Origin of the sequence: Streptomyces sp. NPDC094448 (assembly GCF_044763775.1) — a bacterium.
Taxonomy (GTDB): Bacteria; Actinomycetota; Actinomycetes; order Streptomycetales; family Streptomycetaceae; genus Streptomyces.
The window spans coordinates 80,058-99,783 of the sequence record NZ_JBIWGU010000017.1; the positions used below are offsets into that span (position 1 = coordinate 80,058).

Consider the following 19,726-nt stretch of genomic DNA (forward strand, 5'->3'; position numbering starts at 1 on the left):
AGGAGCAAGTGGTGATCGAAGAGACCCTCCTTGAGGCCGAGGAGAAGATGGAGAAGGCCGTCCTGGTTGCCAAGGACGACTTCGCCGCGATCCGCACCGGACGCGCGCACCCGGCGATGTTCAACAAGATCGTGGCCGACTACTACGGTGCGCTGACCCCGATCAATCAGCTCGCGTCCTTCTCGGTGCCCGAGCCCCGGATGGCCGTGGTCACGCCCTTCGACAAGACGGCGCTGCGCAATATCGAGCAGGCGATCCGCGACTCCGACCTCGGGGTCAACCCGAGCAACGACGGCAACATCATCCGTGTGGTGTTCCCGGAGCTGACCGAGGAGCGCCGCCGCGAGTACATCAAGGTCGCCAAGACCAAGGCCGAGGACGCGAAGATCTCCATCCGCGCGGTCCGCCGCAAGGCCAAGGAGACCATCGACAAGCTCGTCAAGGACGGCGAGGTCGGCGAGGACGAGGGCCGCCGTGCGGAGAAGGAGCTCGACGACACCACCGCGAAGTACGTGGCGCAGGTGGACGAGCTGCTGAAGCACAAGGAAGCCGAGCTGCTCGAAGTCTGATGAACGACGCTTCCTGGGGGGCCCCGCAGCGGGCCGACTACGTCGGGGGGTGGCGTCCGCAGGACCGGGGCCCGCTTTCGGCGGGTCCCGCGTACGACGGGCACGACGCACAGCAGACTCGGCCCATGCCCATCGTGCCGGACTTTCCCGACGCAGGTAGAGACGCCGGCGGTCCCGGTGACCGTGACCGCCGGAACGACAGTGGCCGGGGGGCCGCCGAGCCGGGCCGCCCCCTGTTCCGCGATGAGCTTCCTCGGGAGCCCGCACCGGCCGGGCCGCAGCCCCCGCCGGCCGGCGGCCCCGGGGACCCCCGCGGCGGCGGGCAGGCTCCCGGCGGTCCGGACGCATCCGGCGCACCCGGTGCCGCCGGAGGTCCGGCAGCGGCGGGCCCTGCGGACGCCGCCGGGGCGGTGAAGGCGAAGAAGCGGGCCGGCCGTGATCTGCGTGCGGCGATAGGGGTCGGAGTCGGCCTCGGCGCGGTGATCGTCGCGTCGCTTTTCGTGGTCAAGGCCGTGTTCCTCGGCGTGATAACGGTCGCCGTCGTGGTCGGGCTGTGGGAGCTGACCTCCCGCCTCCAGGAGCGCAAGGGCATCAAGGCCCCGCTGGTGCCGCTCGCGGTCGGCGGCGCGGCGATGGTCGTCGCCGGGTATGTGCGCGGCGCCGAGGGCGCCTGGGTCGCCACGGCCCTCACCGCCCTCGCGGTCCTGGTGTGGCGGATGACGGAGCCCCCCGAGGGGTATCTGAAGGACGTCACGGCGGGTGTCTTCGCCGCTTTCTACGTGCCGTTCCTGGCGACCTTCGTGTCGATGATGCTCACCGCGGACGACGGGGCGCAGCGGGTGCTGACGTTCCTTCTCCTCACCGTGGTCAGCGACACCGGCGCGTACGCGGTCGGCTGGCGTTTCGGCAAGCGGAAGCTGGCGCCGAGGATCAGCCCGGGGAAGACCCGGGAAGGCCTGCTCGGCGCGGTCGGCTTCGCCATGGTCGCGGGCGCCCTGTGCATGCAGTTCCTCATCGACGGCGGCGCCTGGTGGCAGGGGATCCTGCTGGGCCTCGCGGTCGCCGTCACGGCGACCCTGGGCGATCTGGGCGAGTCGATGATCAAACGGGATCTCGGCATCAAGGACATGGGCACCCTGCTGCCGGGCCACGGCGGCATCATGGACCGCCTGGACTCGCTGCTGCCGACGGCGCCGGTAGTGTGGCTGCTGCTGGTGGTGTTCGTCGGGGCCGGTTAGGGGCCGCACCGTGCGCGGCCCGGAACCGGGGCCGCGCACCGTTCAGAGGTACGGCCGGACCGGCCGTACCCCCGGCAGGCCCCGGTGACCTGCTGTTTCGCCGGGAAGGGCCCGTTATCCACAGGATGGCGGGCCCTTCTCCGTATCTCTGCGACACTGGATGGACCATGCCCAAGCCCGGAGAACTCACTTTCATCGCGCCCCGCGGAGCCAAGAAGCCCCCGAGGCATCTCGCCGACCTCTCGCCGGCCGAGCGCAAGGACGCCGTCGCCGCGATCGGCGAGAAGCCGTTCCGCGCCCGCCAGCTCTCCCAGCACTACTTCGCGCGGTACGCCCACGATCCGGCGCAGTGGACGGACATCCCGGCCGCCGCGCGGGAGAAGCTCGCCGCGGAGCTGCTGCCCGAGCTGATGTCGGTGGTGCGGCATATCTCGTGCGACGACGACACCACCCGCAAGACGCTCTGGAGACTGCACGACGGGACCCTCGTCGAATCGGTCCTGATGCGCTACCCGGACCGGGTGACGATGTGCATCTCCTCCCAGGCGGGCTGCGGGATGAACTGCCCGTTCTGCGCCACCGGACAGGCCGGTCTCGACCGGAACCTGTCGACGGCGGAGATCGTGCACCAGATCGTCGACGGTATGCGGGCGCTGCGGGACGGCGAGGTCCCCGGCGGGCCCGCCCGGCTGTCGAACATCGTCTTCATGGGCATGGGCGAGCCGCTGGCGAACTACAAGCGGGTCGTGGGCGCCATCCGCCGGCTCACCGACCCCGAGCCGGACGGCCTCGGGCTCTCGCAGCGCGGGATCACCGTCTCCACGGTCGGTCTGGTCCCCGCCATGCAGCGCTTCGCCGACGAGGGCTTCAAATGCCGGCTCGCCGTCTCGCTGCACGCCCCCGACGACGAACTGCGCGACACCCTGGTGCCGGTCAACACCCGCTGGAAGGTCCGCGAGGTCCTCGACGCGGCCTGGGAGTACGCGGAGAAGTCCGGCCGCCGGGTCTCCATCGAGTACGCGCTGATCCGCGACATCAACGACCAGGCGTGGCGGGGCGATCTGCTCGGCAGGCTGCTGAAGGGCAAGCGGGTCCATGTCAATCTCATTCCGCTGAACCCCACCCCCGGCTCCCAGTGGACCGCCTCACGGCCGGAGGACGAAAAGGCGTTCGTCGAGGCCATCGCCGCCCACGGGGTGCCGGTGACCGTACGGGACACCCGCGGTCAGGAGATCGACGGGGCCTGCGGACAGCTCGCCGCCGCCGAGCGGTGACGGACCGGACACATTCCGGGACCGCCCCTGCCATGGCGGGATCCGAGCCTTGTAGTCTGGCCTGAACATTTGCATATTTCCGACAGGGGAGCGCCACAGCGCTGAGAGTGCGGTACCCACGGGGCCGCAGACCCTCTGAACCTCGCCCGGGTCATTCCGGGTAGGAAGTTCGGTCTTTCACTCAAGCTGTTGCGCCCTGCCCGGATTCCCTCGGGGATCCGGGCAGGGCCGCGTCTCTTCCTGGCCTTCACCAGGAGGACTTCGACCAGTGAGCAGTAGCAGTATCAGAAGGGGCGCGGCGGCCGCGCTGGCCGCCGCACTCGGTGTGACCGTGCTCGCCGCCTGCGGCGGGGACTCCTCCGCCGAGAAGGAGCAGGGCGGCGGCAAGGCCTCGAAGACCGTCACCCTCGTCAGCCATGACTCCTTCGCCGCCTCCGAGGACGTCCTCAAGGAGTTCACCCGGCAGACCGGCTACACCGTCAAGATCCTCAAGAGCGGTGACGCGGGCGTCGCGCTCAACAAGGAGATCCTCACCAAGGGCTCCCCGCAGGGCGACGTCTTCTTCGGCGTCGACAACACCCTCCTCTCCCGCGCCCTCGACAACGGCATCTTCACCCCCCACGAGGCGAAGGGCCTCGACCGGATACCCGCGGCGGTCCGCCTCGACGGCGACAAGCACCGGGTCACCCCCGTCGACACCGGCGACATCTGCGTCAACTACGACAAGAAGTACTTCGCCGACCGCAAGCTCGCGCCGCCCGTCACCTTCGACGACCTGCTCAAGCCCGAGTACCGGAACCTGCTGGTCGCCGAGAACGCGGCCACGTCATCGCCGGGCCTCGGCTTCCTCCTCGGCACCGTCGCCCGCTACGGCGAGGACGGCTGGCAGGACTACTGGAAGAAGCTCAAGGCCAACGGCCTCAAGGTCGTCGACGGCTGGGAAGAGGCCTACAACCGCGAGTTCTCCGGCTCCGCGGGCGGAAAGAAGGAAGGCGGCGACCGGCCGCTGGTCGTCTCCTACGCCTCCAGCCCGCCCGTCGAGGTCCTCTTCGCGGAGCCGCAGCCCAAGGAGGCACCGACCGGGGTCGCCGCCGGCACCTGCTTCCGGCAGGTCGAGTTCGCCGGACTGCTGAAGGGCGCGAAGAACGAGGCCGGCGGCAAGGCGCTGCTGGACTTCCTCGTCTCGGCGCCGTTCCAGGAGGATCTGCCGCTGAACATGTTCGTGAACCCGGTCGTCGAGGGCACCAAACTCCCCGAACTGTTCACCCGCCACGGCGCGACGATCACCGACCCGGCGACGCTGCCGCCGGACACCATCACGAAGAACCGGGAACAGTGGATCCAGAAGTGGTCGTCGACCGTCGTCAAGTGACGGCCGGAGGACCGGAACGCACGGACCGGGCGGCGGCACAGGGCCGCCGTACCGGCCGTGCGGTGCGCGCCCTCCGCACCGGGACCGCGGCGCGGCTCGCCCTGCTCGCCCTGCCCGCCGTGTTCTTCGCGGTCTTCTTCGCCTACCCCGTGGCCGCCATCGTCGGCCGCGGACTGCGCTCCGGCGGCAGCTGGCAGTTCGGGCACATCACCGAAGTCCTCGGCCGGGACGATATCGCCGGGGTCCTCTGGTTCACCGCCTGGCAGGCGCTCGCCTCCACCGCGCTGACCCTGCTGATCGCCCTGCCCTGCGCCTATGTCACCGCCCGCTACGCCTTCCCCGGGAAGAAGCTGCTGCGGGCCGTGGTGACCGTGCCGTTCGTGCTGCCGACGGTCGTCGTCGGCACCGCATTCCTCGCCCTGCTGGGCCGCGGCGGACTCCTCGACGAGGCCTGGGGCATCCGGCTCGACACCACGGTGTGGGCGATCCTGATCGCCCATGTCTTCTTCAACTACGCCGTCGTCGTCCGGACCGTCGGCGGGCTCTGGGCCCAGCTCGACCCCCGCCAGGAAGAGGCCGCCCGGGTCCTCGGCGCCGGACGGTTCACCGCCTGGCGCACCGTGACACTCCCCGCGCTCGCGCCGTCCGTCGCCTCCGCCGCCCTGATGGTCTTCCTGTTCACCTTCACCTCCTTCGGCATCGTGCAGATCCTCGGCGGCCCCGGCTTCGCCACCCTGGAGGTCGAGGTCTACCGGCAGACCGCACACCTGCTGGACCTGCGCACCGCCGCCGTCCTCACCCTGGTGCAGTTCACGGCCGTCGGCGCGGTGCTCACCGTCCACGCCCGGACCGTACGGAAACGGGAGACCGCCCTCCGGCTGGTCGACCCGCGGCATACCGCCCGCCGGCCCCGCGGTGCCCGCCAGTGGACGCTGCTGGGCGCCGTCCTCACCACCGTCGCCCTGCTGGTGCTGCTGCCGCTCGGGGTCCTGGTGGAACGTTCCCTGGCCACCCCCCGCGGCTACAACCTGGACTACTACCGGGCGCTCGGCCGGTTCGACGCGAGCGGCGGCGCCTTCCTCGTCCCCCCGGCGCACGCCGTGGTGAACTCCCTTCAGTACGCGCTGGCCGCCACCGCGATCGCCGTCGTCATCGGCGGTCTCGCCGCCGCGGCGCTCGCCCGGCGCGGCGGCGCGGGCGGTGCCGGACGGCTGCTGCGGGGCTTCGACGCGCTGCTGATGCTGCCGCTCGGGGTCTCGGCGGTCACCGTCGGCTTCGGCTTCCTGATCACCCTCGACGAACCGCCGCTCGACCTGCGGGCCTCGTGGATCCTGGTACCGCTGGCCCAGGCACTGGTCGGAGCGCCGTTCGTGGTCCGGACCATGCTGCCGGTGCTCCGCGCCGTCGACGGACGGCTGCGGGAGGCCGCGGCCGTCCTCGGGGCGTCCCCCCTGCGGGCGTGGCGGGAGGTCGACTTCCCGCTGGTCCGGCGGGCCCTGCTGATCGCCGCGGGCTTCGCCTTCGCCGTCTCCCTCGGGGAGTTCGGTGCGACCGTGTTCATCGCCCGGCCCGACGAACCGACCCTGCCGGTCGCCGTGGCCCGGCTCCTCGGCCGGCCCGGCGAACTCAACTACGGGCAGGCGATGGCCCTCAGCACGATCCTGATGGTGGTGTGCGCGGTCGCACTGCTGTCACTGGAGCGGATCCGCTCCAGGACCACCACGACCGCAGCGACCGGGGAGTTCTGATGCTCGGACTCGACGATGTGACCGTACGGTTCGGGGACCGGGCCGCCCTCGACGCCGTGGACCTCACCGTCGCGGCCCATGAGACCGTCTGCGTCCTGGGCCCCAGCGGCAGCGGCAAGTCCACCCTGCTGCGGGTCGTCGCCGGGCTCCGCCACGCCGACCGCGGCCGGGTCCTCCTCGGCGGCGAGGACCAGACCGGCGTACCGGTGCACCGGCGCGGCGTCGGCCTGATGTTCCAGGACCACCAGCTCTTCCCCCAGCACGACGTCGCCGGAAACGTCGCCTTCGGGCTGCGGATGCGCGGCACCGGCCGGGCCGCACAGCACCGCCGGGTCACCGAACTGCTGGAACTGGTGGGGCTGCCGGGTGCCGGGGGACGTACGGTGTCCTCCCTGTCCGGCGGCGAACAGCAGCGGGTGGCGCTGGCCAGGGCCCTGGCCCCGGAGCCGAAGCTGCTGATGCTCGACGAACCCCTCGGCCAGCTCGACCGCGGACTGCGGGAGCGGCTCGTCGTCGAACTGCGGTCCCTCTTCGGCCGGCTCGGGACGACGGTCCTCGCGGTCACCCACGACCAGGGCGAGGCGTTCGCGCTCGCCGACCGGGTGGTGATCATGCGGGACGGGCGGATCGCGCAGACCGGGACGCCCCTGGAGGTGTGGCAGCGCCCGGCGGACGCGTTCGTCGCCCGGTTCCTCGGCTTCGACAACATCGTGGACGCGGTGGTCCGCGACGGGACCGCCGATACCGTCTGGGGCCGGCTGCCGCTGCCCGCCGGGGTACCGGACGGCAGGTACGAACTGCTGGTCAGACCCGCCGGGGTGCGGCCGGCCGACCCCGGTACGGGCCGCGGGCCGCAGTGCACCGTGGAGTCCCGGACCTTCCGGGGCAGCCATGTCGCCCTGCGGCTGCGCCCGGAGAACGGCCCGGTGCTGGAGGCCGAGACCGGGCCCCGGGACGCCCCGGAGCAGGGTGCACGGGTGGGCGTGGAATTCGCCCCGGACGAGATCGTGGTGCTGGGCCACGGCTGACGGGCCGCCCGTAAGGGGGCGGGAGCCGCCTTCAGCGGCCGGCCGCCGCCCCGGGGGCGCAGGCCGCCGCGACGGCGAGGCTGTCCTCGATGACCCGGAAGCGGACGATCAGTCCGTCCGCAACCGTGAAGTGCAGGGCGAACGGCGAGGTGAACCGGATACCCGTGGCCCGGACCGTACCCGCGAGGGTGCCGGTGACGACCGCGTCGGGGCCGGTGACGACGACCGCGTCGATCCGGGTGCCCGCGGGGTCGTTCTCCTGGCCCGCGGCCAGCTCGCGCCAGTGGTCCGCGATATCGGCCCGGGTGGACCGGGGCCGGATCCACGGCACGGCGGGATTCGGCGCGATGTACCAGTCGGCCTCCCCGGCGTACAGCTCCGCGATGTGCTCCGGCGAGCCTTCCGCGAGCCGGACCAGGAACTCTTCGACGACGGCACGGGTGGCAGCGGTGACGGCGGCGGTGTCGGTGCGGGTCATGGTGATGGTCTTCCCTTCGGGCGGGCCGGGCGGCCGGGTCCGGTGGGAACGATCCTGCCGGGCGGTGCGCGGAGGGTCGATGACCTCCGGGGTCATCACCCTTCCAGCGGGACCGCCGCGAGGGTCGCCACCGTCCAGGTCAGAGGGGCGAAGACGGCCAGCAGCGCCAGGGCCCGCAGCGCCGCGGCGGAGCGCAGGGCACCGGCCGGGGTACCGAGACGGCGCAGTTCGGTACGGGTCGGGGTGCGCAGGGCGCGGGCCTCGGCCGCGGCGACCAGCAGCGTCGCCGTCGTACAGCCGATGACCAGGGCCGCGCCGAGTCCGGTGAGCGGGCCGAACGGGCGGGAGCCGCCGCCGGCCAGGGCCACGGCGGCCGCCGCTGCCGATGCGACGGCGCACACCACCCCGAGCGGGCGGCCGATCCGGCGGGCCTCCGCCATCAGGACCCGCCCCGCGAGCAGGCGTACGGCGCCGGGGCGGGCGGTCTGGAGCAGCCGGCCCGCGGCATGGGTGAGCGCAGGGCCCGCGACGGCCAGCCCGGCCGCGGTGAGCGCCCAGCCGGCCAGCACGCCCGCCGGGTCGGAGCCGGCGCCGTCCGCGCCGGTGCGGGCCGCGTAGGTGCCGATCGCCAGCCCGGCCGTGGTCAGGGCGCAGCCCCAGGGCAGCCCGCCGGGCGCCGTCTTGGGTACGGGTGGTTCCGCCGGGTCGGGGGTGTCGGCAGTGGCGCGGGCCCGCAGGGCGAGGGCGGCGGCCACGGTCGCCGTCAGGGGGAGCAGTGCCAGCAGGGTCAGCGCGGCGGCGAGCGGCAGCGGCCGGTCGGCGGCGAGGAGTTCGGCGCCCGCTCCGTCGAACGGCAGCCCGGTCAGATCGCCCCGCAGATGGAGGACCAGGAGCAGGGCGACGGTGCTGCCCAGGGTGGCGGCGAGCGCGGTGGACGAGGCGGCGAGCGCGGCGAGCCCGGCGGGGCCGAGACCGACGGCGGACAGTCCGGTACGGGGCCGGGTACCGGGGTCGGTACGGGCCACGGCGACCGCGAAGTGCACGGCGGCGGCCAGCGGCACCAGGCACCACGACAGCCGGGGCAGCGCCGCCGGGTCGCCCGGGTGCGCGAGTGCGTAGGTCAGGGCGCTGAGCAGCAGGAATCCGACCCCGGCCGAGGCGGCGGCGACGAGCAGCCGGCGCAGCAGGGCGAGGGGTCCGGAGCCGCGGGCTAGACGGAGAGTGAGCACGCGGCGAGGCCTTCCGTGCCGGCGGCGGACGGGGTGTCGGCGCGCCGCCCGTCGAGGAGGGTGATCACCCGGTCGGCGACCGCTGTGACCTGCGGGTCGTGGCTGGCGAGCAGAACCGTGATCCGGTGCGAGCGGGCCGCTGCCAGTACCGTCCGCAGGACCTGCGCCGCGTCCGCGCGGTGCAGGGCCGCGGTCGGTTCGTCGGCGAAGAGCACGGCCGGTTCGGCGACCAGGGCGCGGGCGGTCGCGGTCCGCTGGCGCTGGGCCTGGGTCAGGGCGTGCGGGCGGAGGCGGGCGGCCGCGGCGATATCGAGCCGTTCCAGCCACTCCAGGGCGGCGGCCTTGGCCCGCCGGTGCGGGACGCCGCGCAGCAGCAGCGGCAGGGCCGCGTTCTCCCAGGCGGTCAGCTCGGGGACGAGGGACGGCTCCGGGCCGATCCAGCCGAAGCGTTCCCGGCGGAGCCGTTCCCGCTGGGGGGCGGGCAGGGTGTGCAGGGGGGTGCCGTTGAACCAGACCTCGCCCCCGGTGGGGACCGACTGCCCGGACAGACAGCGCAGCAGGGTGGTCTTCCCGGCGCCCCGCGGGCCGCCGACGGCGAGGATCTCGCCCTCCCGCACCCCGGCGTCGATGCCGGTGAGGGCGGGGGAGCCCCGGTGGCTGTGGTGCAGCGAGCGTGCCCACAGGACGTCGCCGTCCGGCGGAGTCGGAGTCTCCATGGCGTACCCCTCGCCTCTGATCGGTTGCGGCGGCCCCGGCCGGCCCGGTTGCCCCGTACGGGCGGACGAGGCCGTGGGAGCGGTCCCCGGCACGCACGCCAGGGAACAACCCTTGGGCAGAGGGCCGCGGGGTCCGGGGAACCACACGGCCCGGGTACGCGCCATCCACTCGGATGGGCGTACCCGGGCCGTTGTCCGGGCGGCGCGGGGCCGTCAGAGGGTCAGAGCTTGGTCCAGGCCTCGGTGAGGACCGTGCGGAGCACGCCTTCGATCTCGTCGAACGTGGACTGGTCGGCGATCAGCGGCGGGGCGAGCTGGATCACCGGGTCGCCGCGGTCGTCGGCCCGGCAGTACAGGCCGTTGTCGAAGAGCGCCTTGGAGAGGAAGCCGTAGAGCACGCGCTCCGTCTCCTCGTCGGTGAAGGTCTCCTTGGTGGCCTTGTCCTTGACCAGTTCGATTCCGTAGAAGAAGCCGTTGCCGCGGACGTCGCCGACGATCGGCAGGTCGTACAGCTTCTCCAGGGTGGCCTTGAACGCGCTCTCGTTGTCGAGGACGTGCTGGTTGAGGCCTTCGCGCTCGAAGATGTCGAGGTTGGCGATGCCGACGGCCGCGGAGACCGGGTGGCCGCCGAAGGTGTAGCCGTGCAGGAAGGTGTTGTCGCCCTTGTAGAACGGCTCGGCGATCTTGTCCGAGACGATGCAGGCGCCGATCGGGGAGTAGCCCGAGGTCATGCCCTTGGCGCAGGTGATCATGTCCGGGATGTAGCCGAACTTGTCACAGGCGAAGGTGGTGCCGAGGCGGCCGAAGGCGCAGATGACCTCGTCGGAGACGAGCAGCACATCGTACTGGTCGCAGATCTCGCGGACCCGCTGGAAGTAGCCGGGCGGCGGCGGGAAGCAGCCGCCGGCGTTCTGCACCGGCTCCAGGAAGACCGCGGCGACGGTCTCCGGGCCCTCGAAGAGGATCTCCTGCTCGATCTGGTCGGCGGCCCAGCGGCCGAAGGCCTCGGGGTCGTCGCCGTGGATCGGGGCGCGGTAGATATTGGTGTTCGGCACCTTGTGCGCGCCGGGGACCAGCGGCTCGAAGGGGGCCTTCAGGGCCGGGAGGCCGGTGATGGACAGGGCGCCCTGCGGGGTGCCGTGGTAGGCGACGGCACGCGAGATGACCTTGTACTTGGTGTGCTGGCCCTGCAGCTTCCAGTACTGCTTGGCCAGCTTCCACGCGGTCTCCACGGCCTCGCCGCCGCCGGTGGTGAAGAAGACCTTGTTGAGGTCGCCGGGGGCCTCGTTCGCCAGCCGCTCGGCCAGTTCGACGGCCTTGGGGTGGGCGTAGGACCAGACCGGGAAGAAGGCCAGCTCCTGCGCCTGCTTGTAGGCGGTCTCGGCGAGCTCGACCCGGCCGTGTCCGGCGTTGACCACGAAGAGGCCGGCGAGGCCGTCTATGTAGCGCTTGCCCTGGTCGTCGTAGATGTAGGTGCCCTCACCGCGGACGATGGTGGGGACGGGGGCGTTCTCGTACGACGACATGCGGGTGAAGTGCATCCACAGGTGGTCGTAGGCAGTTTTGGAGAGGTCGCTGCGGTCGCTCACGGCTATCGGGTTCCCCACATGTAGGTCTGCTTCTTGAGCTTGAGGTAGACGAAGCTCTCGGTGGACCGCACACCGGGGAGTGCACGAATCCGCTTGTTGATCACTTCGAGCAGGTGGTCGTCGTCCTCGCAGACGATCTCCACCATCAGGTCGAAGGAGCCCGCGGTCATCACCACGTACTCGCATTCGGCCATGGCCGTCAGCGCCTCCGCCACGGGGTCGAGGTCGCCCTCCACCCGGATGCCGACCATCGCCTGGCGGCGGAAACCCACGGTGAGCGGGTCCGTCACGGCGACGATCTGCATGACGCCCTGGTCGAGCAGCTTCTGTACGCGCTGGCGCACCGCCGCTTCGGAGAGGCCGACGGCCTTCCCGATCGCGGCGTAAGGACGGCGTCCGTCCTCCTGGAGCTGTTCGATGATCGCTAGGGACACGGCGTCGATCGCCGGGGACTGGATGTTCCCGGCGGACCCGTTCCTGGAGTCTGCGCTTCGACTGGCCACAGCTTCACAATGCACGGGACTCCTCCGTCACGCAAGCCCTTCACTGATGAAATTCGTTGTTCAGCGACCTCGTGAGAACTAAATCCGAAGGTGGCGTGGGTCGGGGCTGTCGAAAGCATCACTGGACGGTTTAGGGTGGACTGCACTGGGTGGACCCTCACCCGGGCACGGAAAACAGCCGCCTGACAAGGCCGTCAGATCTGGAGGGGTGGCAACAGTGACCACCGAGCCGCGTCGACTGCGCAACTACATCAACGGGGAGTTCAGGGACGCCTCCGACGGGCGGACCATCGACGTCGTCAACCCGGCCACCGGCGAGGTCTACGCGACCTCGCCGCTCTCCGGCCAGGCCGACGTCGACGCCGCCATGGAGGCCGCCGCCGCCGCGTTCCCCGCCTGGCGCGACGCCACCCCCGCCGAGCGCCAGAAGGTGCTGCTGAAGATCGCGGACGCCTTCGAGGAGCGGGCGGAGGAGCTGATCGCGGTCGAGTCGGAGAACACCGGCAAGCCGCTGGAGCTGGTCCGTACCGAAGAGATCCCGCCCATGGTCGACCAGATCCGCTTCTTCGCGGGTGCCGCCCGGATGCTGGAGGGCCGCTCCGCCGGTGAGTACATGGAGGGCATGACCTCCATCATCCGCCGGGAGCCGGTCGGCGTCTGTGCGCAGGTCGCACCGTGGAACTACCCGATGATGATGGCCGTGTGGAAGTTCGCCCCGGCGCTCGCCGCCGGCAACACGGTCGTCCTCAAGCCGTCGGACACCACCCCCGCCTCCACCACCCTGATCGCCGAGATCATCGGTGCGATCGTCCCCAAGGGCGTCTTCAACGTCCTCTGCGGCGACCGGGAGACCGGCCGCGCGATGGTGGAGCACCCGACCCCCGCGATGGCCTCCATCACCGGCTCCGTACGCGCCGGAATCCAGGTCGCCGAGTCCGCCGCCAAGGACGTCAAGCGCGTTCACCTGGAGCTGGGTGGCAAGGCGCCCGTCGTGGTCTTCGAGGACACCGACATCGCCAAGGCCGTCGAGGACATCGCCGTCGCCGGATACTTCAACGCCGGTCAGGACTGCACGGCCGCGACCCGCGTCCTGGTCCAGGAGTCCATCCACGACGAGTTCGTCGCCGCCCTCGCCGCCGCCGCGGCCGAGACCAAGACCGGCGCCCCGGACGAGGACGTCCTCTACGGCCCGCTGAACAACGCCAACCAGCTGGCGCAGGTCTCCGGCTTCATCGAGCGGCTGCCCGCGCACGCCAAGGTCGAGGCGGGCGGCCACCGCGTCGGCGACAAGGGCTACTTCTACGCCCCGACCGTCGTCTCCGGCCTCAAGCAGGACGACGAGATCGTCCAGAACGAGGTCTTCGGCCCGGTCATCACCGTCCAGTCCTTCACCGACGAGGCGCAGGCGCTGGAGTGGGCCAACGGCGTCGAGTACGCGCTGGCGTCGTCCGTCTGGACCAAGGACCACGGCCGCGCGATGCGGATGTCCAAGGCGCTCGACTTCGGCTGTGTGTGGATCAACACCCACATTCCGCTGGTCGCCGAGATGCCGCACGGCGGCTTCAAGAAGTCGGGCTACGGCAAGGACCTGTCGGGCTACGGCTTCGACGACTACACGCGCATCAAGCACGTCATGACGTCCCTGGACGCGTAGCCGCAGTCGCGGGCACCCGTGCGCGGGTGCGTGCGCCGCGGATACGAGGGGGCGCGGGCCGACTGCGGTCCGCGCCCCCTCGCGGCGTCCGGGGCCGGGCGGCCGGGCACGGGAACACCCTATGCCCCCGGCCGGGCTCCGGAACGGTCCGTCAGCGGAGCGCCGCCGGGGCCGGGCAGCCGCCCGGCACCGGCGGCTCCGGTGCACCGAACGCGGCGAAGGCCACACCGTCCGAGACCGGATTCCGCCGCGTCGACTTCGCGTCCGTCGCGTTCACGCTCAGGACCAGCGTCCGCGACAGTTTCCGGTCCGCCGCGACCAGCGTGCCGTAGCCGTACCGGCCGCCCGACTTCCCCCAGACCTCCCGCCCGCCGAGCCGTACCACCGACAGGCCCGCGCCGAACGCCGCCGGGGCACAGGTCGCGTGGTCCGGCACCCGGGGCAGCGTGAACATCTCCTCCAGCAGCGGCCCCCGCACCACCCGGCCCCGGAACAGAGCCACCAGAAACCGCTCCAGATCGCCCGTCGTGGAGATCAGATCACCCGCCGCCCAGCTGTCCGACGGATGCCACAGCGTCACATCCCGCAGCTCCGCCGCCCCCGCCCCGGTCCGCAGGGTCTGGTAGCCGCGGTTGTGCGGCCCCCGTATCCGGACGTCGTCCCCGGGGAGATAGGTGTCCCGCAGCCCCAGCGGCCGGATGATCCGCCGGGTGACCTGCCGTTCATAGCTGTCACCGGTGACCCGTTCGATCAGCAGACCGGCGATCGTGTACCCCATGTTGTGGTACTTCTGCCGGGTCCCCGGGGCGAACTCGGGCCGCTGCGCCACACCCCGGCGGACCTCCTCCCGCGGATCGCGCACCTCGAAGCGGCGCGCGTACGCCTCCTCCGGAGTGCCCGGACCCTCCCCGGAGCCGGGGATGCCATGGGTGTGGTTCAGCAACTGCCGTACCGTCACCGTCCCGTATCCCGCGGGGATCAGCTCCGGCAGATATGTGCGGACCGGGGCGTCCAGGCCGATCCGGCCCTCCCCGGCCAGCTGGAGGACGGCCGCGGCGACGAACACCTTCGTCACCGACCCGGCCCGGAACCGGCCCCCGGGATCGGCGGACCGTCCGCTCTCCAGATCGCGGACGCCCGCGCCGCCGTACCAGACCCCGCCCCGGCCGCCGACGCGGACCAGCGCGGCCGTCGTATGCGGCGCCGGGAGACCACGGAGCGCGGCGGAGAGCGCGGCGCCGTCCGGAGGGGAAGCCCGGCCCACCGCCACCGGCGGACCGGCGGCCGCCGATACGGGCGGTGCCCCCGCCGTACCGCCCGCGACCGCGAGGGCGAGCACACCGGCGAGCACGGTCCGGCGGGTCGAGCCGCGGCCGGGCCGCGGACGGACGGGATTCATGGGCGACTCCTTGCTTCGGGACGGCTTCAGGACGGGTCCGGGACCGCTCTCCGCGGTCGGAACCATCCTGCTGACCGGAGCGCCCGTACGGATCCCCGCTCCGGGGGAGTTGCGCGGGGGATCCTCTCGCCCGCGCGGGGGAGACCCTGCGTCCGCGGCTCACCCGCCCGGGGGAGCCGAGGGCACCCCCGCCGTCCCCGCCCGCACCAGCCCCGTCTCATAGGCGCAGATCACCGCCTGCACCCGGTCCCGCAGCCCCAGCTTCGCCAGCACATTCCCCACATGCGTCTTCACGGTGTGATCGCTGACCGACAGCTCCCGCGCGATCTCCGCGTTCGACAGCCCGCGGGCCAGCCGGAGCAGAGTCTCCCGCTCCCGGACGGTCAGCGCCGCCAGCCTCCGGCCGGCCCCGGCGGCGGGCCCGCCCGGCCCCGGCACACGCGTATACGCCTCGACCAGACGGCGGGCCACCGAGGGCGCCAGCAGCGACTCGCCCGCGCTCACCACCCGTACCGCCTGCACCAGATCGTCCCGCCGGACGTCCTTCAGCAGGAATCCGCTCGCACCCGCGTGCAGTGCCTCGTACACGTACTCGTCCGTATCGAAGGTCGTCAGCATCACGACCCGGCAATCCGTGCCCGAAACGATCTCCCGGCAGGCGGCGATGCCGTCCGTGCCCGGCATCCGCACATCCAGCAGCGCCACGTCACCGCCGTGGGCCCGGACCGCCGCCACCGCGGCCGCTCCGTCACCCGCCTCCGCGACCACCTCGATATCCGGCTGGGCTTCCAGGATCATCGCGAACCCGCTGCGCACCAGCTCCTGGTCGTCGGCGACCACCACCCGGATCGTCACCCCGGCACCCCTTCCTCCGCGGGGTGCAGCGGCAGCCGCACCCGTACCTCGAAACCGCGGCCACCGGGGCCGGACCCGGTACGGACGGTGCCGCCGTGGGCCGCCGCGCGCTCCCGGATCCCGATCAGGCCCTGCCCGCCGCCGCCCGGCGACGGTCCGCGGCCGTCGTCGGTGACCGTCACCGTCAAGAGCGGTCCGGCCGGCACCAGCCGGACCACGGCCGAGGCCGCCCCCGCATGCCGGACCGTGTTCGTCAGGGCCTCCTGCACCACCCGGTACACCGTCGCCCCGACCGCGGCCGGCAGCCCCGCGGCCGCACCCCCGTCCTCGTACGACACCCGCAGTCCGCTCTCCCGGACCCGCGCCACCAGCTCCGGCAGCGCGCCCGCACCGGGCAGGGGCGCCCGCGGTCCGCCGTCCGGCCCGTCCCGCAGCACCCCCAGCATGTGCCGCAACTGCACCATCGCGTCCCGCCCCGTCCCGGAGATGGCATCGAACGCCGCCTCGGCGCGCTCCGGGGCCGTACGGACCGCGACCGGCCCCGCCTCGGCCTGAACGACCATCAGGCTCACCGCATGGGAGAGGATGTCGTGCATCTCCCGGGCGATCCGGGCCCGCTCCCGGGCGGCCGCCTGCTCCGCCTCGATGCGGTTGGCCCGCTCCAACTGGGCCGCCCGGTCCTCCACCGCCGCCAGATACGCCCGGCGGGTGTCCGCGAACCGGCCGAAGACGAAGGCCGCCCCCAGCACGAAGAGGGTGAACAGCAACTCGCGGGGATCACCCCCGCGCAGCACCGCCACCGACGCCACCACCGCCGCGGCCGTGGCGGCGGCCGTCACCAGACGGACCCGCGGCGGACAGAGCGCGGCGACCGTGTAGAAGGCGATCAGCACGGCGTACGGCAAGGGCTGCCCCGGGCCGTCGACTGCCGTACCGTACACCGCCCCCACGGCGAGCACCCCGGCCAGCGCCCCCACCGGACGGCGGCGCCGCCACAGCAGCGGGACCGCCGTCAGCAGGGTGACCAGATACGCCGTCCACGTCGCCGCCGGAAGATGCGGTGCCCGCGGGACGACGAACGGGATCGTGGTCGCCGCCATCACCAGCAGCACCGCGCCCGCGTCCACCGCCCGGGGGCTCAGATCGTGCCCTCCGAGCCGCCCCGCCCGCTCCACCGCTGTCCGTCCCCTGGTCAGGGCTTGCGGCCGACGGCGCCGTACTGGGCGACCACCGGCGGCAGCGAGCCGTCGGCGGTCGGCCTCGGGCGCCAGCGGGAGCAGGACACCAGACCCGGGTCGAGAAGCTCCAGACCGTCGAAGAACGACCCGATCTCGGCCCCCGTGCGGGCCCGGATCGGCGGGGTCGCGTTCTCGTTCCAGAACGCCATCGCCTCCGCGTTGCCCTCGCCGCCGAGTTCCAGCGTCGGATGCGTCAGCACGAGATAGCTGCCCGGGGGCACCGCGTCCATCAGGGTCCGCACGACCTCGCGCGCCACCTCCGTGTCCAGCACGAAGTTGAGGATCCCCAGCATGATCACGGCGATCGGCCGGTCCGGGTCCAGCGTCGGGCGCATCGAACCCACGATGGACCGCGGATCGTGCGCGTCCGCGTCCAGGTACTCCGTACGTCCCTCGGGCGACGAGGTCAGCAGGGCGCGGGCGTGCGTCAGCACGATCGGGTCGTTGTCGACGTACACGATCCGGGAGTCCGGGGCGATGCCCTGGGCGACCTCGTGCGTGTTGTTGGCCGTCGGCAGGCCCGTACCGATGTCGAGGAACTGGCGGATGCCCGCATCGGCGGTCAGGAAGGTCACCACCCGGCCGAGGAACGCCCGGTCGGCGCGGGCGACCTCGCCGATGCTCGGATACAGGCCCGTGACACGGTCGCCGACCGCACGGTCGACCGGATAGTTGTCCTTGCCGCCCAGCCAGTGGTTCCACACCCGGGCGTTGTGCGCCACATCGGTACGGATCCGCGGGTCGCCGCCGGGGTTCTGCGGGACCTGGGGGCTGTTCGGGCTCATCGTGCTCCTCGCTGCTGGCTGTCGGCTGCTGGCTGCGGTGCCCGGGGGCCGTCGCGGGGTCCCGGGCCGGTCCTTCTCCTGCTCTGTCCTGCTCTGTCCCGCTGTGCGGTGCTGTCCGTACTGTGCCTGTCCCTACGGTGCCTGTCCCTACGGTGCCTGTCCCTACGGTGCCTGTCCCTACGGTGCTGTGATCATCGCGTACCGCGGCGGTCCACGGCGCCCGGCGGGGGGCCGTCGAGAACCGACCGCAGCACGGCGACCCGGTTGGTGGTGATCGAGTCCACGCCCGCCGCGACCAGCGCGCGCATCGTCCGGCGGGTGTCCGCGGTCCACGCCGAGACCAGCAGCCCGTCCGCATGGACCCGGTCCGTGAGCGCCCGGCTCACCAGACCGAAGCGGTAGTTCAGGGTCCGCGGCCGGAGCGCGTCCAGCAGCACCCGGCGCGGCGGGGCGAGCGAGGTCCAGGTGAGGGCGATCTCCGCGGCCGGATCCGCCTCCCGGACCGCGAGCATCGTCGCCGGGCCCGCGCAGTAGTACGCCCGCTCCGCCGCACCGCAGGCCCGCACGGTGTCCACCACCGCGCGCACCGCGGCACGGTCGGCGCCCGGCAGGTCCAGCATCACCCGGCAGCCGCCGTCCGCCCCGAGCAGCTCCAGCGCCTCGGCCAGCGCTGGCACCCCGCCGCCGGTCAGCTCCGCTACCCGGGCCCGGGTCAGCCCGGCGAGCCGGACCTCGTGCCGCCACAGGCGCTTCAGGGTGGCGTCGTGCAGCAGCACGGGCACCCCGTCCGAGGTGAGCCGCACATCGACCTCCACGGCCGACGCTCCGTGCGCCACGGCGGAGCGGAGCGACAGGAGGGTGTTCTCACGGACGCGGTACGGGTCGCCCCGGTGCGCGACGGCGGCCACGGCGCGCCGCCGGGCTCCGTCCGCGGTCCCCGGCGGCCGGGTGCTGGTCGTCATCGGTTGCCGCCGGCCCGGGTCAGACGCGGGGGGCCGCGAGCCAGGAGGCGGTGTAGGCGTCGATCTCCCCGGCGATCCCGGCCTTGCCCGCCTCGTCCAGGAAGCTCGCCGTGACCGCGTCCTTCGCCAGCTCGGCGACACCGCGCTCGTCGAGGCCGAGGAGGCGGGCGGCCACCGCGTACTCGGTGTTGAGATCCGTACCGAACATCGGCGGATCGTCGCTGTTGACCGTCACCAGCACCCCGGCCTCGGCGAGCTGCCGGATCGGGTGGAGTTCGAGATCGGTGACGGCCCGGGTGGCGATGTTGGAGGTGGGGCAGACCTCCACCGGGATGCGGTGCTCCGCGAGATGGGCGACCAGCTCCGGGTCGTGGACCGCGCTGGTGCCGTGGCCGATGCGCTCCGCGCGCAGCTCCCTGAGGGCGTCCCAGACCGTCTGCGGGCCGGTGGTCTCGCCCGCGTGCGGAACCGAGCGCAGACCGGCCGCGATCGCCCGGTCGAAGTACGGCTTGAACTGGGGGCGGGGCACCCCGATCTCGGGGCCGCCGAGACCGAAGGAGACCAGCCCCTCGGGCCGCAGGTCGACCGCGAGCCGGGTGGTCAGCTCGGCGGCCTCCAGACCGGCCTCGCCCGGGATGTCGAAGCACCAGCGCAGGACGACCCCCAGCTCGGCCTCGGCGGCCGTCCGGGCGTCCTCGATGGCGGCCATGAAGGCCTTCTCGTCGATGCCCCGGCGGACCGAGCTGTAGGGGGTGATCGTCAGCTCGGCGTAGCGGATGTTCTGCCGGGCCATGTCCCGGGCGACCTCGAAGGTCAGCAGCCGGACGTCCTCGGGGGTGCGGACCAGGTCGACGACGGAGAGGTAGACGTCGATGAAGTGCGCGAAGTCGGTGAAGGTGAAGTACTCGGCGAGGGCCTCGGGGTCGGTGGGGACCCGGGAGTCCGGGTGCCGGGCGGAGAGTTCGGCGACGATGCGCGGTGACGCCGAACCCACGTGGTGGACGTGCAGCTCGGCCTTGGGGAGCCCGGCGATGAACGGGCGCAGATCGGACATCGGCGCATCTTCTCCTGTGATCGGCTGATCGGTGG

The 19,726-nt window shown here is 72.6% G+C and carries 18 protein-coding genes and 1 riboswitch; of the genes, 7 read left to right on the forward strand and 11 right to left on the reverse strand.

Annotated elements, in window-relative coordinates; translation table 11 throughout:
* Nucleotides 1-11 precede the first annotated feature (11 nt).
* The 6 genes from frr (at nt 12) to ACIQ9E_RS28060 (ending at nt 7,229) form a co-directional block, all read left to right on the forward strand.
* On the forward strand, nt 12-569 hold the full coding sequence (gene frr, locus ACIQ9E_RS28035) for a ribosome recycling factor (RefSeq protein WP_403711684.1): 558 nt from the start codon (nt 12-14) through the stop codon (nt 567-569).
* Nucleotides 569-1,807, forward strand: coding sequence for a phosphatidate cytidylyltransferase (locus tag ACIQ9E_RS28040; protein ID WP_403711686.1), 1,239 nt, complete (start codon nt 569-571; stop codon nt 1,805-1,807). Before frr ends, ACIQ9E_RS28040 begins: the two co-directional genes overlap by 1 nt.
* Before the next feature lie 167 nt (nt 1,808-1,974).
* The gene (gene rlmN, locus ACIQ9E_RS28045) at nt 1,975-3,081 is read left to right on the forward strand and encodes a 23S rRNA (adenine(2503)-C(2))-methyltransferase RlmN (protein ID WP_403711688.1); all 1,107 of its coding nucleotides are present in this window, start codon (nt 1,975-1,977) and stop codon (nt 3,079-3,081) included.
* 74 nt (nt 3,082-3,155) lie between these two features.
* Nucleotides 3,156-3,266: riboswitch (TPP riboswitch) on the forward strand.
* An 83-nt stretch (nt 3,267-3,349) separates the two neighbouring features.
* The gene (locus ACIQ9E_RS28050) at nt 3,350-4,453 is read left to right on the forward strand and encodes a thiamine ABC transporter substrate binding subunit (protein WP_403711690.1); all 1,104 of its coding nucleotides are present in this window, start codon (nt 3,350-3,352) and stop codon (nt 4,451-4,453) included.
* A gap of 62 nt (nt 4,454-4,515) precedes the next feature.
* Nucleotides 4,516-6,201: an ABC transporter permease gene (locus ACIQ9E_RS28055; protein ID WP_403711825.1), complete on the forward strand. Its 1,686-nt coding sequence runs from the start codon at nt 4,516-4,518 to the stop codon at nt 6,199-6,201.
* Complete coding sequence (locus ACIQ9E_RS28060) at nt 6,201-7,229, forward strand: ABC transporter ATP-binding protein (RefSeq protein ID WP_403711692.1); 1,029 nt, start codon at nt 6,201-6,203, stop codon at nt 7,227-7,229. The genes ACIQ9E_RS28055 and ACIQ9E_RS28060 overlap by 1 nt, the downstream gene beginning before the upstream one ends.
* A gap of 31 nt (nt 7,230-7,260) precedes the next feature.
* On the opposite strand, the gene ACIQ9E_RS28065 is transcribed toward ACIQ9E_RS28060, so the two are convergent.
* From ACIQ9E_RS28065 to ACIQ9E_RS28085, 5 genes are all read right to left on the reverse strand, one after another.
* Complete coding sequence (locus ACIQ9E_RS28065) at nt 7,261-7,803, reverse strand: nuclear transport factor 2 family protein (protein WP_403711694.1); 543 nt, start codon at nt 7,801-7,803, stop codon at nt 7,261-7,263.
* Nucleotides 7,803-8,936: a hypothetical protein gene (locus ACIQ9E_RS28070; RefSeq protein WP_403711696.1), complete on the reverse strand. Its 1,134-nt coding sequence runs from the start codon at nt 8,934-8,936 to the stop codon at nt 7,803-7,805. Before ACIQ9E_RS28070 ends, ACIQ9E_RS28065 begins: the two co-directional genes overlap by 1 nt.
* On the reverse strand, nt 8,918-9,652 hold the full coding sequence (locus ACIQ9E_RS28075) for an ABC transporter ATP-binding protein (RefSeq protein ID WP_403711697.1): 735 nt from the start codon (nt 9,650-9,652) through the stop codon (nt 8,918-8,920). Before ACIQ9E_RS28075 ends, ACIQ9E_RS28070 begins: the two co-directional genes overlap by 19 nt.
* Before the next feature lie 221 nt (nt 9,653-9,873).
* Nucleotides 9,874-11,259 carry an aspartate aminotransferase family protein gene (locus ACIQ9E_RS28080; RefSeq protein ID WP_403711698.1) on the reverse strand — a complete coding sequence of 462 codons (1,386 nt, stop codon included), beginning with the start codon at nt 11,257-11,259 and terminating at the stop codon, nt 9,874-9,876.
* Nucleotides 11,244-11,759 (reverse strand): Lrp/AsnC family transcriptional regulator, encoded by a 516-nt coding sequence (locus ACIQ9E_RS28085; protein ID WP_040913932.1) that lies wholly within the window; start codon nt 11,757-11,759, stop codon nt 11,244-11,246. The genes ACIQ9E_RS28080 and ACIQ9E_RS28085 overlap by 16 nt, the downstream gene beginning before the upstream one ends.
* Nucleotides 11,760-11,961: 202 nt before the next feature.
* Between ACIQ9E_RS28085 and ACIQ9E_RS28090 the strand changes: the two genes are divergently transcribed.
* Complete coding sequence (locus tag ACIQ9E_RS28090) at nt 11,962-13,398, forward strand: gamma-aminobutyraldehyde dehydrogenase (RefSeq protein ID WP_006346273.1); 1,437 nt, start codon at nt 11,962-11,964, stop codon at nt 13,396-13,398.
* Between the two features lie 151 nt (nt 13,399-13,549).
* Here ACIQ9E_RS28090 and ACIQ9E_RS28095 read toward each other — a convergent pair whose 3' ends face one another.
* The 6 genes from ACIQ9E_RS28095 to ACIQ9E_RS28120 all read right to left on the reverse strand — a co-directional run bounded on the left by ACIQ9E_RS28095 (nt 13,550) and on the right by ACIQ9E_RS28120 (nt 19,691).
* A complete protein-coding gene (locus tag ACIQ9E_RS28095) occupies nt 13,550-14,797 on the reverse strand; it encodes a serine hydrolase domain-containing protein (RefSeq protein WP_403711701.1) in 1,248 nt (415 codons plus the stop codon).
* 159 nt (nt 14,798-14,956) lie between these two features.
* Nucleotides 14,957-15,652: a response regulator gene (locus tag ACIQ9E_RS28100; protein ID WP_403711703.1), complete on the reverse strand. Its 696-nt coding sequence runs from the start codon at nt 15,650-15,652 to the stop codon at nt 14,957-14,959.
* Nucleotides 15,649-16,752 (reverse strand): sensor histidine kinase, encoded by a 1,104-nt coding sequence (locus ACIQ9E_RS28105; RefSeq protein ID WP_403711827.1) that lies wholly within the window; start codon nt 16,750-16,752, stop codon nt 15,649-15,651. The genes ACIQ9E_RS28100 and ACIQ9E_RS28105 overlap by 4 nt, the downstream gene beginning before the upstream one ends.
* A gap of 92 nt (nt 16,753-16,844) precedes the next feature.
* Nucleotides 16,845-17,675, reverse strand: coding sequence for an SAM-dependent methyltransferase (locus tag ACIQ9E_RS28110; RefSeq protein ID WP_403711705.1), 831 nt, complete (start codon nt 17,673-17,675; stop codon nt 16,845-16,847).
* Between the two features lie 191 nt (nt 17,676-17,866).
* The gene (locus ACIQ9E_RS28115) at nt 17,867-18,637 is read right to left on the reverse strand and encodes a glycerophosphodiester phosphodiesterase (RefSeq protein WP_403711707.1); all 771 of its coding nucleotides are present in this window, start codon (nt 18,635-18,637) and stop codon (nt 17,867-17,869) included.
* A 19-nt stretch (nt 18,638-18,656) separates the two neighbouring features.
* Nucleotides 18,657-19,691, reverse strand: a complete 1,035-nt coding sequence (locus tag ACIQ9E_RS28120) for an adenosine deaminase (protein ID WP_403711709.1) — start codon at nt 19,689-19,691, stop codon at nt 18,657-18,659.
* Nucleotides 19,692-19,726 lie beyond the last annotated feature (35 nt).